Source organism: Paraglaciecola sp. 20A4, from assembly GCF_011378905.1.
Taxonomy (GTDB): Bacteria; Pseudomonadota; Gammaproteobacteria; order Enterobacterales; family Alteromonadaceae; genus Paraglaciecola.
Genome location: NZ_WTPY01000008.1, coordinates 21,074 through 36,480, shown reverse-complemented (window position 1 = coordinate 36,480; position 15,407 = coordinate 21,074). Strand labels below are relative to the sequence as shown.

The 15,407-nt window shown below is 44.2% G+C and carries 16 protein-coding genes; 13 read left to right on the top strand and 3 right to left on the bottom strand.

What is annotated here, in order from left to right:
• Window positions 1–38 precede the first annotated feature (38 nt).
• The 13 genes from GQS54_RS10335 to GQS54_RS10275 all read left to right on the top strand — a co-directional run bounded on the left by GQS54_RS10335 (window position 39) and on the right by GQS54_RS10275 (window position 12,279).
• Entirely contained in the window at window positions 39–500 is a 462-nt protein-coding gene (locus tag GQS54_RS10335; protein ID WP_205967712.1) for a DUF4402 domain-containing protein, read from the top strand.
• 71 nt (window positions 501–571) lie between these two features.
• Window positions 572–1,378 (top strand): fimbria/pilus periplasmic chaperone, encoded by an 807-nt coding sequence (locus GQS54_RS10330; protein ID WP_166423911.1) that lies wholly within the window; start codon window positions 572–574, stop codon window positions 1,376–1,378.
• A 125-nt stretch (window positions 1,379–1,503) separates the two neighbouring features.
• Window positions 1,504–4,590, top strand: coding sequence for an SPOR domain-containing protein (locus tag GQS54_RS10325; protein WP_166423910.1), 3,087 nt, complete (start codon window positions 1,504–1,506; stop codon window positions 4,588–4,590).
• 21 nt (window positions 4,591–4,611) lie between these two features.
• Window positions 4,612–5,391, top strand: coding sequence for an SPOR domain-containing protein (locus GQS54_RS10320; RefSeq protein ID WP_166423909.1), 780 nt, complete (start codon window positions 4,612–4,614; stop codon window positions 5,389–5,391).
• Between the two features lie 124 nt (window positions 5,392–5,515).
• The gene (gene nrdR, locus GQS54_RS10315; RefSeq protein ID WP_166423908.1) at window positions 5,516–5,965 is read left to right on the top strand and encodes a transcriptional regulator NrdR; all 450 of its coding nucleotides are present in this window, start codon (window positions 5,516–5,518) and stop codon (window positions 5,963–5,965) included.
• Window positions 5,966–6,016: 51 nt separating this feature from the next.
• Entirely contained in the window at window positions 6,017–7,135 is a 1,119-nt protein-coding gene (gene ribD, locus GQS54_RS10310; RefSeq protein ID WP_166423907.1) for a bifunctional diaminohydroxyphosphoribosylaminopyrimidine deaminase/5-amino-6-(5-phosphoribosylamino)uracil reductase RibD, read from the top strand.
• 90 nt (window positions 7,136–7,225) lie between these two features.
• On the top strand, window positions 7,226–7,891 hold the full coding sequence (locus tag GQS54_RS10305) for a riboflavin synthase (RefSeq protein ID WP_166423906.1): 666 nt from the start codon (window positions 7,226–7,228) through the stop codon (window positions 7,889–7,891).
• A gap of 98 nt (window positions 7,892–7,989) precedes the next feature.
• On the top strand, window positions 7,990–9,087 hold the full coding sequence (ribBA, locus tag GQS54_RS10300) for a bifunctional 3,4-dihydroxy-2-butanone-4-phosphate synthase/GTP cyclohydrolase II (RefSeq protein WP_166423905.1): 1,098 nt from the start codon (window positions 7,990–7,992) through the stop codon (window positions 9,085–9,087).
• Between the two features lie 164 nt (window positions 9,088–9,251).
• Window positions 9,252–9,728: a 6,7-dimethyl-8-ribityllumazine synthase gene (gene ribE / locus GQS54_RS10295; RefSeq protein ID WP_007107243.1), complete on the top strand. Its 477-nt coding sequence runs from the start codon at window positions 9,252–9,254 to the stop codon at window positions 9,726–9,728.
• The gene (nusB, locus tag GQS54_RS10290) at window positions 9,729–10,151 is read left to right on the top strand and encodes a transcription antitermination factor NusB (protein WP_166423904.1); all 423 of its coding nucleotides are present in this window, start codon (window positions 9,729–9,731) and stop codon (window positions 10,149–10,151) included.
• Window positions 10,152–10,222: 71 nt separating this feature from the next.
• Window positions 10,223–11,221: a thiamine-phosphate kinase gene (gene thiL / locus GQS54_RS10285; RefSeq protein ID WP_166423903.1), complete on the top strand. Its 999-nt coding sequence runs from the start codon at window positions 10,223–10,225 to the stop codon at window positions 11,219–11,221.
• Entirely contained in the window at window positions 11,221–11,709 is a 489-nt protein-coding gene (locus GQS54_RS10280) for a phosphatidylglycerophosphatase A (protein ID WP_166423902.1), read from the top strand. The genes thiL and GQS54_RS10280 overlap by 1 nt, the downstream gene beginning before the upstream one ends.
• Window positions 11,710–11,835: 126 nt before the next feature.
• Window positions 11,836–12,279 (top strand): YaiI/YqxD family protein, encoded by a 444-nt coding sequence (locus GQS54_RS10275; RefSeq protein ID WP_158769205.1) that lies wholly within the window; start codon window positions 11,836–11,838, stop codon window positions 12,277–12,279.
• A 39-nt stretch (window positions 12,280–12,318) separates the two neighbouring features.
• Here GQS54_RS10275 and dxs read toward each other — a convergent pair whose 3' ends face one another.
• Genes dxs through xseB form a run of 3 tightly spaced genes read right to left on the bottom strand, consistent with a single transcriptional unit; the run spans window position 12,319 to window position 15,371 of the window.
• Window positions 12,319–14,181 carry a 1-deoxy-D-xylulose-5-phosphate synthase gene (gene dxs, locus GQS54_RS10270; RefSeq protein WP_166423901.1) on the bottom strand — a complete coding sequence of 621 codons (1,863 nt, stop codon included), beginning with the start codon at window positions 14,179–14,181 and terminating at the stop codon, window positions 12,319–12,321.
• 48 nt (window positions 14,182–14,229) lie between these two features.
• A complete protein-coding gene (gene ispA / locus GQS54_RS10265; protein WP_166423900.1) occupies window positions 14,230–15,120 on the bottom strand; it encodes a (2E,6E)-farnesyl diphosphate synthase in 891 nt (296 codons plus the stop codon).
• Window positions 15,120–15,371: an exodeoxyribonuclease VII small subunit gene (gene xseB, locus GQS54_RS10260; RefSeq protein WP_166423899.1), complete on the bottom strand. Its 252-nt coding sequence runs from the start codon at window positions 15,369–15,371 to the stop codon at window positions 15,120–15,122. The genes ispA and xseB overlap by 1 nt, the downstream gene beginning before the upstream one ends.
• Window positions 15,372–15,407: the final 36 nt, after the last annotated feature.

Genomic DNA, 15,407 nt, shown 5'->3' with positions numbered 1-15,407 from the left:
ATAGGTGTGTTAGTTTCGCACACCTATTATCCTTTTGTATGAAATTTACCGTACTTGTTTTTTCCATGATATTTTATTTTTGGGGAGCGTCTAAGACTCATGCAGCGATGGAAGTTAACGTAGCGCTTTCTTTTGGTACTTTTGCTATTCCGAATAACTCCTCGGTCAGTCAGTTAACTATCTCCACTAATTACCGTACGTACTCGACTAACCACATTCACGTAATTCAGCCAGGTCAACCAGGCGAGTTCAAGTTAGTAGAGTTCCCTGCCCATACCCGTCTCTTTATAAATGCCGCCTTACCACAACAATCGACGGTCTTTGTGGGTGAAACAGAGCGATTCACTTTGACTAACATTGAGCTACCAGATTCAGTGATTACAGATTCAAATGGTGAGGCAGATCTGTTAGTTGGAGCCACAATTGAATCATCGGGTAATGGAGGTCGATATCTAGACACGAAATACGATTTACCGCTGATTTTTACCATTAATTATTAATTTTTAGCACAAAATGCACGAGGGAAAACATGATAAGTTTACGTTCACTAATATTTGGGTTAATTCTGTGTATGCTGTTTATTTCTCATGTGCAGGCAGATTTAATGATTTCACCCACCAGAGTTGTGTTTGATGAAAGAGCTAGATCTAAACAGATAGTGTTGATCAACTCAGGGAGCAAAACTATGACTTATCGACTGGGTTGGGAACAAAAAAAAGCTCTGACCTCAGGGGGATATGCAGATTTAACTGCTGAAGAATTGAGCCAGTTTCCAGTTGCTAGTGATATGCTTAGGTTTAGTCCAAAACAAGTGAGCCTAAAACCAGGCGAAAAACAAATCGTTAAAATAGCTGTAAGAAAGCCAAAAGACTTAGAGAACGGTGAGTATCGCTCTCATTTGTTGTTTAAAGCTTTACCGAACCCGAAAAGACAAGAGGATACGAACAATGCAATGTCGCTATCATTGAATGTTCGTATGAGTTATTCAATGCCAGTTATGATTCGTGAAGGCAAAGAAACTAGCGCCGTCAACATCTCTGAATACTCGTTTGAATACTCCCCTGAAAGCCATCGAGGAAAAATTTCTGTTGTACTGAATAAGAGTGGTGGAAAATCAACCTTTGGCAATGTGCTTGCGTACTGGTCAAACAGTAATAATGGACAGAAATCTATGATTGCTCGAGTTAACTCCCATAGCATTTATGCTGAGACTCAGCGCTCTGAGGTGGATTTGGTATGGCTCAATAGTCCATTTATGTTATCAGATGGCGTATTAACTGTAGTCTATGAAGGGGAAACTGAATACCGCGGTAAGACCTTTGCTACGCAGCAGTTCAATGTCTCCAAAGAGAGCATCTCAACTCTTACCTTACATTGATAGTTCATCTCCCGCTTTACCTCCTACTTTTTCGATAGGAAATATTTTATCAAGCGCCAATTATTCGACGAATAACTTGGCGCGTTGTTTGCAGTCCATTTGCTGTTAATTAGAAATGGAACTTTATGCCACGTACTTTCTCTGCTATTAGCGTTTTATCTACCTATATTGCGATTACGCTACTGAGCCAAACAACCTCAGCAACGAGCAAGACTAACTTATCTTCGGCGCTGTCGAATAAAAAGCTGATTGCTTTACTCAAAGACGTAAACAAAAAATACCAGCAGCCAATCAAATCAAATGCACTTAATACAGTGGACAAGAGCGCTGTGTCGTCGCGCTTTGCTCCAGGTGAAGAGCTATTTCTGTCGCTGAACATTGGTAAGCTTTATTTGGCTGATGTGTACGCGATTAAAAGCGCCAAGCAAGCATACGTTAGCCTGATGACCTTATTCGAGACACTTGATTTTGCTATTCAGTTTGTCGAGCCCGAAAACAGCGCGGACCAAAGTGGAGGGGCGTCAGGTTGGTTTATTCGCGAAGACAAAACCTTTGATTTACAACTGCCTTCAGCTCAAGGCAAACCTATTTTAGTCGTAGTAAATGGACAAGAGTATAAGCTTAGTAGCCAAGATTACACCCTAACCGATGATGGCGATATCTATGTTGAAGCAGCTGCAATAAGCCAGTGGATGGGCTTAGAATTTAAGTTCGATTTTGCCAATTTAGAGTTATTCATCGATTCAGATACCAAGTTACCTATTGAACAGCGTCTAGCGCGCCAGAGCCGCCGCGTGAATCAAAGCTCAGGTCGAGGTGAAGCTGTGCTACCTATGCTGGAATCAAATTACCAAGCGATAACCGCCCCGTTAATTGATGTGCAACTAGCCACTACCATTGCTCCCGATCGGGACAGCGCTCGATACTCTGTTTTAGGTAGTCATGATTTTGCATACTTAAACAGTCAATTTTTTGTCGCAGGCAGCGATAGTGACGAACTCAGCGATCTACGCTTAACGTTGTCAAAGGAATCATTGGATGGGGATTTACTCGGTCCGCTAAATGCCACCCAAGTGCAATTTGGTGATATCACCCCTGTAAATGTCGGTATAGGCGCTACCGCTTCTCAAAGTCGTGGCTTTAGTTTGACAAATAGCAAGCTCGCGCAAATTAATGACAATAAAACTATTAACTTAACTGGTGATATCCAATTGGGGTGGGACGTTGAGTTATACCGTAATGGCATATTAGTTGATCAACAAATGAGCCTACAAAACGGCCGTTATGAGTTTAACGATGTTGATCTACTATTTGGTGATAACCAGTTCGAATTAATTATGTACGGCCCGCAAGGGCAAATCGAAAGTAAAACTGAGCAATATTTTATTACCACTAACTCGGTAGAGCAAGGCGAGGGGCAATATCGCTTTTCAATTGCTGATGTTGGGGAGTCACTGTTTGGGATTTCTACTGTTAGCACAGCACAAGACCCCGGCATCTTATTCTCGGGCGTGTATAACCGTGGTATTACCGATTGGTTTTCCTTAAATGCCGGTGTGTCTTCATTATTAGCAGACGAAGGAGAAGATCAGCAATACTTCTCTTTAGGCACCAATTTAGCTCTGTTTGATCGGGTGTTACTCGACGGCATCGTGCAAATTAATCAAGACCAACAAACTCAAGCTGAATTTGGCGCTCGTACTCGCATCGGTGATACTGCGTTAAGCGCTGATTATTACATGGACGAACGAAGTGTGTTATTCACAGACAAGCAAATACATGATGAACAAACCAACTTAGATGATACCCAGTTATATCAGCAATTCGCTTTAAATATGTCAGGTGAGCTGTACAAAGCGAATAGTTTTGGGGTGAACTACCAAAATGAATGGCGTCATACCACGCTCGAAGATGGTTTAAGCAGCGATTTATTTTCTAATCAGTTATCTATTAATAGTCGCTTACTTTATGTGTCTCATGAACTGAATTGGCTTAAGACCGAAGATGAGGGACTTACAGACGAGGTATTTAGCGGTACTTTGAGGTTACAAAAAAGCTTTGGCCGCGTTTTTACGCGCTTAAATGCAATTTATTCTGTTAAACCTACGTCTCAGTTAGAGCAAGTCAGCACAGAACTATACATGCCGTTGACGACTGAGCTGCAAAGCCAACTTGAAATTATCTACTATCCGCAGCTTGATGATTACCGAGCAAAGTTAGGCTTAAACTGGCAGCATAACTTGTTTTACTTCACTGCCGACACTGAATATGACAAAGACGGTGATTGGTCGATTGGCTTAAACATGCGCTTCAGTTTCGGTTACGACCCTCTTGGCGAGCAATTCTTTATGAACCGCAGTTCAATGGCAAGCAGTGGCGCTATGGCGGTGAGGGTGTTTGAAGATTTAAACTTAAATGGTCAGTTTGATACCGATGAACCGTTAATCGAGAACGCGAAAATAAAAGCACTGCAAAATTATCGACATGGCACTACTGACGAAACAGGTGTCGCTATGCTTAGCAGTATGACCAATAACGTGCGAACCGATATCGTGTTAGATAGGCGAAGCCTTGAAGATCCCTTCTTAGTTAATGCGATTCCAGGCGTATCGGTTACGCCTAGAGCTGGGCACCTCGATGTGCTGGACTTTCCTGTGGTGCAGTCAGGCGAGTTAGAGGGCGTTGTTTACGTTAGCAATGCCAGTGGTGATGAAGAGGTTGCCACCTATGCGCCTATACGCTTGTTCGATAGCAAAGGTAATGAAGTAAAAAGTACGGTGACAGAATTTGATGGATATTATTTATTTACCGACTTATTGCCTGATGATTATAAAATGCGTATTGACGGTAGCTATTTAGACAAAAAGAATTTGCGTGCGGGTAAAGCCGTCGAAGTCAGCTTGGCTAGCGCGGGTGAAATTGTTAATGGTGCTGATTTTACCTTGCAAGAACGTGAAGCCGCAGAGGGGTATGTGGTGTCTATTGGTGAGTTTAATTCACTTAAAATACTTAAAGCATTTTGGCAGATACTGATTAAAAAAGGTGTGTATGTCGTTGACCCTAAACCATTTTATTACAAACCTGAGGGTGATGAAAAATACACACTAAATGTTGCTTTTTATCCTAAGCAAGCCCACGCCAATGCCGTTTGTGCACGATTTGCTGCCAAGAATATTTCATGCAATGTTGCGCCGTTTACGTTTGATATTTAAGCTTTTTAAGAGACACCAAAAATGAAAATAATTAAGTTAATTGGTTTTAATGCAAAAAATATATTGTTAGGCGGTATTTGCATATTATTGCTAGGTGGGTGCGCTACGCATAGTCAACCCAAGGTCGCAGAGGCACCAAGCGGCCTAAGCGCAGAAGAATTTCACGCAAAAATGGCGGAGTTTGAACAGATGAAACCGAGTCTGCAAAGGCTTGCTGCACTCGAACCGGAGTTAAAAGCCCTTATTTCACAATTAACCCAAATTGCTGAAGCTGCAGAAATGCAAGAAGCTCAAAATGTCGCCACGACTGACACTGAATCACAGATATCATTAGCTGCTGAGGACAATGTAGAATCTAATGCCGATGATCTTAACATGGCGATAGCAAAGAACGGAGTTGCTAATAAAATGCTTACGGTCGATGCTATGACCGATGCAACATTTGAAACTGACGTTGACGAAATTGATAATCCGACTGTTGTAACTACGGCGGTAGATACTAACGTGGTGAAACCCACGGTTACCCCGGCGATGGGCCAGTACACCCTTCAACTTACTGCTGTGACGGATAAGAGTAAGATAAAACAATCTTGGCGCACATTGCAGAAGACCTATTCACCTGAGCTAGATGATATGCAGGCAATTTATCAAGAAGTAGAGTTATCCGGCGTAACATTTTATCGCATCAAGGCGGGCTATTATTCCTCACAGCAACAAGCTAAACAGGGTTGCATCGTACTGAAGAAAATGGGAGCAAACTGCATTGTGAGTAACAATACCGGATTTAGCGTAATTTATTAAGGTTGTTTAGCTCAAGGCTGCCCTAGGATGATTTACCTTTAGCCTGTTTTTACTGCGCCTAAACCTATCAACTTAAGCGTTTTTTTGTTAGTTTACGGGGAAATTTACCGTACAAGAGAACGTTATGTTTTGTCCCTTCTGTTCTGTCCAAGAAACCAAGGTGATTGACTCTCGCTTAGTCGCCGACGGGCATCAAGTGCGCCGTCGTCGTGAATGTACTATATGTAAAGAGCGTTTTACGACCTTTGAAATGGCTGAGTTGGTGATGCCTCGTGTGGTCAAGCGTGATGGTTCGCGTGAGCCATTTAACGAAGACAAACTGCGGGCTGGCCTACAACGCGCCCTTGAAAAACGTCCGGTTAGCACCGAGCAAGTGGAGCAATGCATTAGTCGGCTTAAGTCATCTATGCGTGCCACGGGCGAGCGTGAAATTACCAGCGAGTATCTTGGTAACTTGATTATGGACGCACTGAAAGAGCTAGATAAAGTGGCTTACGTGCGCTTTGCCTCTGTGTATCGCTCGTTCGAAGATATCCGTGAGTTCGGCGAAGAAATTGCCCGATTAGGTGACTAACTCGCTACGTGAGTATTCACTTTTAGTAGATTGAATTTAAAAGGTTTTAGCGTGAATCAGTTCTCTGCCCATGACGCGAAAATGATGGCTTTGGCCATACGCTTGGCTGAAAAAGGCCAATATACGACGTCGCCAAACCCTAATGTGGGGTGTGTTATTACCCGCCCTGAAGGCGACATTATTGGCCAAGGTTGGCATCAAAAAGCTGGAACGCCGCATGCTGAAATTCATGCGCTTGCCCAAGCGGGCGACAAGTCACAAGGTGCTACAGCGTATGTCACGTTAGAGCCTTGTAATCATCACGGCCGCACAGGTCCCTGTTCCCAAGCATTATTAAAAGCCGGCATTAAACGTGTTGTTGCGGCCATGGTTGACCCGAATCCATTGGTGGCAGGTAGTGGCCTTAAAACGTTAAGCGACGCTGGTGTTGATGTTAGCAGTGGTTTGCTTGAAAGCGCAGCTATAGCGCTTAACCGTGGCTTTATTAAGCGCATGCAAACAGGGCAACCCTACATTACTGTTAAATTGGCATCCAGCCTGGACGGAAAAACCGCCCTTAATAATGGCCTAAGCCAATGGATAACAGGTCCGTTGGCGCGCCAAGACGTGCAGCGACATCGCGCTAAGAGCTGCGCTATTCTGTCAGGCTCGGGCACAGTGTTAGCGGATAATCCTTCGTTAAATGTACGTCACAGCGAGTTGGGTTATGCCAGCAAGGACATTTCAGCAGACGAACTTCGCCAGCCCACCCGCATTTTGCTGGACGGGCGCAATCAAATGCACCCTGATTTACATTTATTTAGCTTATCGTCTCCCATTGTGATTATAAATAGCCAGCCAAATAGGGGTGTGTTTCCTGCCCATGTGGAGCAATATCAGGCGCTATCAAATGGAGCTCAGCTCGACTTACATAATGTGATGCAACACCTTGGTCAGCGTGGTTTTAACCATATTTGGGTAGAGGCCGGTGCCAAGCTAGCAGGGGCGTTATTGCAGAATAAATTAATCGATGAATTGATTTTGTACCAAGCGCCCAAATTATTAGGGGATAAAGGCCGTGATTTATTTGCGGTGGACGAATTAACCCAAATGCAGCAAGCTTTTGCATTACAATGGCAAGATGTTCGTCAAGTGGGGCCTGATTTAAAGCTGACGGCGTACTTCAAATAAATTTGCACCCATACCGACGAGACTGCGTTTAGCTAGAATGATCGGTATGTTTACGTTAAGTAGCACATTTAAGATAAGTGAAAAAACAATATGTTTACCGGAATAATAGAAGATGTTGGGCACATTGAATCCTTAACGCCAACCGGCGATGATATTCGCCTCAGTATTCGGGTGAATAAACTGGATATGTCTGATGTGGTGTTAGGCGACAGTATTTCCAACAACGGTGTATGTTTGACCGTGGTAGATATGAGCCCCAGCGGGTTCAGTGCGGATGTATCTCACGAGACCATTAAGCGCAGCGGTTTTGCCAGCTATAAAGCAGGCAGTAAAGTCAATTTGGAAAAAGCCATGTTACCGACATCTCGTTTTGGCGGGCATATCGTCAGCGGTCACGTTGATGGAGTGGGCGAAGTACAATCAATCAACCCTGTTGGACGTTACGTTGAAATATGGGTTCAAGCACCTCCTGAGTTAGCTCGCTATTTAGCAGAGAAAGGCTCAATAACCGTTGATGGTGTGAGCTTGACCGTTAACGCAGTCGACGGCGCTAAATTCTTGATCACGCTTATTCCTCACAGTCTGCAAGAAACCATTATTGGTGGTTACAAAAAAGGCACCAAGATCAATTTAGAAGTGGATGTGGTTGCGCGTTACCTTGAACGCTTGATGCTTGGCGACAAAGCCGCTGAATCAGGTCAACAAAAATCAGATATCAGCATGGCGTTTTTAGCGGAGAATGGCTATTTGCGTTAACAAACATGCTGAAGGACAAGTAGTGTGTTTGTAGCACACAATTACATACGCAGTTAACTGCTTAACCCTAAGAATCAACAAGAAAGAATCACAATATTATGTCAATGAACACAACAGCAGAAATTATTGAAGACATTCGTCTTGGAAAAATGGTTATCTTGATGGATGACGAAGACCGTGAAAACGAAGGCGATTTAATTATGGCCGCCGAGCACGTAACCCCCCAAGACATCAATTTTATGGTGACCCATGCGCGAGGTTTGGTGTGTTTACCTATGACCGCCGAGCGTTGTCAGCGTTTAAATTTGCCCTTAATGGTCGATAATAACGGTGCTCAGTTCTCGACTAATTTCACCGTGTCTATTGAAGCCCGAGAAGGCGTTACCACGGGAATATCTGCGGCGGACCGTGCGCGTACTATCTTGGCGGCTGTTGCAACCGACGCCACCGCAAATGATATTGTACAGCCTGGCCATATATTCCCCTTGATTGCTAAAGAAGGCGGTGTATTGAATCGCGCTGGGCATACAGAAGCCGGTGTTGATTTACCGCGGTTAGCTGGTTTAGAGCCCGCTTCTGTTATTGTCGAGATACTAAACGAAGATGGCACTATGGCCCGGGGGCCCGAACTAAAAGAGTTTGCTAAAAAGCATGATCTTAAAATCGGTACTATCGCGGATTTGATTGAATATCGTAACTTAAACGAAACCACCATCGAGCAGGTAGCAAAGTGCAAGCTACCTACTGAGTATGGTGAGTTCGACTTAGTGACCTATAAAGACTCGATCGACAATCTAGTTCACTTCGCTTTGTGCAAAGGCGAAATTAACTCTGATAAGCCCACCTTGGTCCGCGTACATTTGCACAATACGTTAAGTGATTTACTAGGCTCACAACGTGCCATAGAGCGCAGCATGGACTTACCTCAAGCACTCAAGCGTATTGCTGACGAAGGTGGTGTGTTGGTATTGCTGGGCAAAGACGAAGATTTGTTGACCCAAGTCACGCAATTTCAAGCGGAAGATAACGGTGAAAAACCCGTTGGGGAAGCGTGGAGTGGTACTTCTCGTACTGTCGGGGTAGGGAGTCAGATTTTGGCCAGCCTTGGGGTGAAAGAAATGCGCTTGCTGAGTCGACCTAAGAAATATCACGCTTTATCAGGTTACGGCCTAGAAGTCGTTGAATACGTCGATTAACTTCTTTTACGTTAATCATTTACTAAACAACGCCTGACTGTCAGGCGTTGTTTGTTTTTATTACACAAAAATGGGCTTTTTATAATCACTGCATTAAGCTGTTTGGGATCAAATTGCTATGTGCTATTATACGCGCCATTTTTTATAGTTAAGGCTCATTAAGCATGAATGTCATTGAAGGTAATATTCGCGCAACAGGCAAAAAATTTGCGATAGTTGTGTCACGTTTCAACAGTTTTGTAGTTGAAAGTTTGGTTGATGGTGCACTAGATACTCTAGAGCGTCACGGTGAGGTCAACGACCAAGATATCACTTTGGTGCGTGTTCCTGGTGCTTATGAGTTACCTATTGCCGCTAAAAAATTAGCTGAGAAAGGCACGTTTGATGCCATTATCGCGCTAGGCGCGGTTATCCGAGGCGGCACACCACACTTTGAATTTGTGGCTGGCGAGTGTAATAAAGGTCTTGCTCAGGTTTCACTTGAGTATGGTATTCCTGTTTCTTTTGGTGTTATTACCACCGACAGTATCGAGCAAGCAATTGAACGTTCTGGTACAAAAGCCGGTAACAAAGGCGCTGAAGCTGCATTAGGTGCACTGGAAATGGTTAACGTAATGGCCAATATCGAAGGGGCAAAGTAGGTGAAACCAGCAGCTCGTCGTAAAGCAAGAGAACTTGCGGTTCAAGCCGTATACTCTTGGCAGATGTCTAAGAATCCACTCGACCAAATAGAGCTAAGTATCGTTACTAGCAATGATATGAAAGAGGTCGATACTGAGTATTTTCTAGAGTTGTTACGTGCCGTAGTGCGTAAAACGGCTGAGTTAGACGCTAAAATTAAGCCTTACCTGGGGCGTTTGCCTGAAGAGCTTGATCCCGTTGAAAAAGCAATTTTAAGACTGGCAACTTATGAACTGGTTGAACGCATTGATGTACCCTATAAGGTTGTTATCAATGAAGCCATTGAACTGGCTAAATCGTTTGGTGCAGAAGAAAGCCATAAGTTTGTAAATGGCGTACTAGATAAAGCAATCAAGACCCTTCGTAAACACGAGTTGTCATAAAAGAGCGTTATATTTGAAGGGGTTGCACAATTGTGAGCCCCTTTAAATCTGAGAGTTTTTAAAATATTAATGTGAAAGAATTTTCGTTAATCGATACCTATTTTCGTGATGTTAGTTTTCAGCGCAAGGATGTGTTGTTGGGCATCGGCGATGATTGTGCCCTTACCCAGATACCTGCTGGACAAGCATTAGCTACTACAACTGATACCCTCATCAGCGGTGTGCACTTTTTACCTGATGCATCTCCTAGAGCGATCGCGCAAAAAGCGATTTCAGTTAATTTAAGCGATTTGGCTGCCATGGGCGCTGAGCCAGCTTGGTTAAGTTTGTCATTGTCTATTCCGAACGTGGATGAGCAGTGGCTGAAAGCTTTTTCTGATGGCTTTAAAGAATTAACTGAGTTCTATTCAGTGCAACTAATTGGCGGCGATACCGTACAAGGCCCGCTGGCCATTACGATTACCGCGCAAGGTTTTGTTACCGCTGGCCAAGCCCTAAAACGCTCTGGCGCTCAGCCCGGTGATTTTGTGTATGTAACAGGCACCCTTGGTGATGCCGGTTTAGGACTTGATATACTGTTAAATAAAACCGCTGTTGAAAACCCCCAGCACCGGGAATATTTGCTTAATCGTTTACATTACCCAACGGCTAGAGTCTTCGCAGGAACGAGCCTACGTCGCGTAGCAAATGCCTGTATTGATATATCCGATGGCTTGCTGGCTGATATCAAACATATTCTAAATGCGTCCCAGTGTGGTGCGTGTTTGCAACTGGACAAACTTCCTTTGTCGAGCGCCATGCTAGAATCAGTAGATAGAGACAGTGCTTTTCACTACGCATTAAGTGCCGGTGATGACTACGAGCTGCTCTTTACCGTCAGCGAAGAGCAGAAGAACAGTGTTGATCGCGTGTTGGCGTGTAGCAATGTAACGGCTACTTGCATCGGTCAAATTAATGGGGCTGTGGGCAAAGTCGATTTGAAAATTGATGACGAAAGCTACGCCTATAATCAAACCGGTTTTGAGCACTTTAGCGAGTCAGAACCATGTAATAACGCCAAGCGAGCATAATGGACAGGCATATTCGTAAACGCGTATCGTTAGCTAACCCAGTGCACTTTTTAGCATTGGGCTTTGGTAGCGGTTTAGCGCCCAAGGCCCCCGGTACATTTGGCACCCTAGCGGCCATTCCACTCGTTTGCCTATTAGCCTACAGCACCTCACTAAGCGGTTATTTACTGGTTACGTTTGTTGCCTCAATCGCGGGTATTTGGTTATGCGGTAAAACGGCGAAAGACATGATGGTGCATGATGATTCATCCATCGTGTGGGACGAAATTGCCGGTTTACTTATCACCATGATTGCTGTGCCATTAAGCTGGCAGAGTTTATTGTTAGGCTTCGCGCTGTTTCGGCTATTTGATATTCTTAAACCTTGGCCAATCAGTTATCTGGATGCGCGCGTGCATGGCGGATTCGGCATTATGATTGACGATGTATTAGCAGGCTTTTTTGCGCTAATTTTGATGCATCTCACGCTTTATTTTGGCTGGTTGTAATCGGTTTACATTGCGTGCGGCTGTATTGCGTATTGTTGTCACAATGGGAATAAAGCGCTGATAAATTCTTTATTTCACACAGCGGCACGAATTCCAACTCTATCTATATTTCGATTAAGGAACACCATGAAAATTTGGGTTGATGCGGACGCTTGTCCGGTTCTTGTGAAACAAATTTTATTTAAGGCCGCCCAGCGCACACAAATTGAAATGACCCTAGTGGCCAATCAACATATACCCGTGCCACCGGATAAGAATATTACAAGTATTCAAGTACAAAGTGGTTTTGACGTGGCAGATGATTATATTGTTGAGCAATGTGTGGCCAATGACTTGGTCATTACGGCTGACATACCCCTTGCAGCAGAAGTGATAGCCAAAGGTGCTTTGGCGCTAAATCCAAGGGGTGAGCTATATACCAAAGAGAGTATTGGCAGCATATTGAATATTCGTGATTTTATGGACACCATGCGTAGCAGCGGCGTACAAACAGGTGGGCCAGGTGCTTACGGCAGTAAAGAAAAACAAGCGTTCGCCAATAACCTAGATAGGCTATTAGCGCAACGTTAGATACGATTGTTTGATGTTGACAGTTGGTGTGCGTAACGCCTAGCTAAAAAATGCCTGAGCTTTGGCGATAATACCCGCATCATCTATGCCTAATTCAGCATACATCTCAGTTTGCGTACCTTGCATAATAAACTCATCAGGCAAGCCTATTTGCAACAGTCGGCAGCTGTATTTTGTGCTTAGCAGATACTCGGCAACCGCCCCGCCAGCGCCACCCATTATGGCACCATCTTCAAGGGTCATAATCAGCTCATGGCCTTTTGCTGCCTGACTAACGGCGGCAGTATCTAACGGTTTCACAAAGCGCATATCGATAACGGTTGCGTTTAGTACCTCAGCAGCTTTTTCCGCGTAAGGAAGTAATGCACCAAAATTCAAAATCGCTATTTTTTGTCCTTGACGAATAGATCTACTCTTGCCTATTTCTAAGGCATGCATCTCAACGTCTGGTTTTACCCCAGTGCCTGAACCTCGAGGGTATCTAACGGCTGCGGGCTTATTCAATTTGTGACCAGTGTAGAGCATTTGACGACATTCATTCTCATCAGCTGGAGCCATGATCACCATATTAGGTATGCAGCGTAAAAATGGAATATCAAATGCGCCTTGGTGTGTTGGGCCATCAGCACCAACTAAACCCGCTCGGTCAATTGCAAACAAAACAGGCAGATTCTGTAACGCAACATCATGGATTAGTTGGTCATATGCACGCTGTAAAAAGGTTGAATATATGGCCACAACGGCATTTTGACCTTCTTTGGCAAGGCCGGCGGCAAACGTCACCGCGTGTTGTTCAGCGATGGCTACATCAAAATATTGCTTAGGATATTTTTGCGAAAACTCAACCATGCCAGAACCTTCGCGCATTGCTGGGGTGACTGCCATTAGATTAGGATCTTGCTGTGCCATGTCACACAACCAACGACCAAATATGCTGGAGTAAGTCGGATCGCTCGGTGCCGCTTTTGGCAATCCATCAGCCGATGGATTAAATTTAGGCACGGCATGAAATTTAATAGGATCTTTTTCGGCCAGTTCGTAGCCTTTGCCTTTTTTGGTCACGACGTGCAGGATTTGAGCGCCTTTGATATTGCGCATGTTTTTCAGTGTCTCGACCACGCCGTTTACATCATGGCCATCTATTGGGCCAATATAGTTAAAACCTAATTCTTCAAAGATGGTGCCAGGCACAACCATGCCCTTAATATGTTCTTCTGCTCGGCTAGCAAATTCTTTGATTGGTGGAACGGTGCTGAGCAGTTTTTTACCGCCATCACGAATAGAGTTAAAGAAGTTGCCTGTTAGCAATCGAGCCAAATGGCTGTTTAATGCCCCGACGTTTTCTGAAATCGACATTTCGTTATCGTTTAAGATAACCAACATGTCTTTGTCTATGTCACCGCCATGATTAAGGGCTTCGAATGCCATTCCGGCTGTCATTGCACCATCGCCGATAACCGCTACTACTTTTCGGCCTAAGGCTTCTTTCTCAGCGGCTACAGCCATGCCTACCGCTGCGCTGATAGACGTTGATGAGTGACCGACAGCAAAGGTGTCGTATTCACTTTCATTTGGCCATGGGAAAGGGTGTAAGCCGTTTTTCTGCCGTATGCTAGGCATACGCTCGCGACGTCCCGTTAAAATCTTGTGAGGATAAGCCTGATGGCCCACATCCCAGATCAAACGGTCAAATGGGGTGTTGTAAACGTAATGCAACGCCACAGTTAATTCGACTGTGCCTAATCCGGACGCAAAATGACCACTACTTTGGCTTACGCTGGTAAGTAAATATTGACGTAATTCTTTGGAAACTTGCTTTAGTTTGTCTTGCGGTAACTCGCGCAATTGCTTGGGGGTATCCGCCAAAGCCAGAAGAGGGTAGTGGGCTAAATCCAGGGTCATTAGGTTCGTTTCTACTATTATTATTTGATGATGATGTATCGTTCGTAATCAGTAATTACGATGAATGACGAAATCGGTAAAGGATCTCAACACCTGTGTATTGTAGGGTAAAGCTAGCAAAGCTTGAAGCGCTTCTTGGTGAAGTTCACTTAGATAACGCTGAGCCCCTTCTATACCAAGCAATGCAGGGTAGGTGCTTTTATTTTGTTCTTGGTCGGAACCTTGGGGCTTACCTAAGGTTTCCGAATCACCAATAACATCTAAAATATCGTCTTGTACTTGAAATGCTAGACCTATGGTTTGGGCATATTGACGAAACAATTCTTTGCTCTGATCAGTTATATCAGTACTTAACGTACAAGCCATTTCAACGGCGGCTAAAATTAACGCACCGGTTTTCTTGCTATGTAATAATTCTAACTGTGACTGGCTAATACGTTTATTAGTTGAATCTAGATCAATTGCCTGCCCACCGCACATCCCTGAATAGCCAGAAGCACGACTGAGTATTTTAACCAACTCAATACGTTGTTGATTAGCAAATACTGACAACGGATAGTGGCTAATAATCTCAAAGGCTAATGTTTGCAAGGCATCGCCCGCTAATATAGCGTTGGCTTCGTCAAATTGAATATGGCAGGTTGGGTGACCGCGACGCAAATCGTCGTCGTCCATCGCTGGTAAGTCATCATGCACTAGGGAATAGGCATGAATGCATTCCAGTGCAAGTGCGGGCGCATCTAAGTCTGCTTCTTGAATTCCTAAAGCTTCGCCAACGGCATACACCAAAAACGGTCGCATACGTTTGCCGCCCATCAGCAGTGCATATTGTATGGCATTTTTTAGCGTTGGGGCGTGGTCTCCCAAAGCTGATATTTGTGCTTGCAGTAAGGCGTCTACGTGTTGATGAACACGTTTTTGTTGAGTCTCAAAAGTCATTAGTCTTGGGTATTGGAGGGATCGAAGTCGACCAGCATAGATTGCTCATCTTGACCCATTAGTATTTGAACTTTCTGTTCGGCTTGTTTTAGTTTACTTTGGCTGTGACGGGCTAATTGAATGCCTCGCTCAAAACGCCCTAGGGCATCTTCTAAACTTAGCTCACCTTCTTCCATTTGATTGACGATACTATCGAGCTCTTGCATCGACTCTTCAAAGCTAAGGTTTTCGGTTTTTTTACGACTGGTCATAGTGTCCGCTTCTATTGTGTATTGCTCTTTTACGAG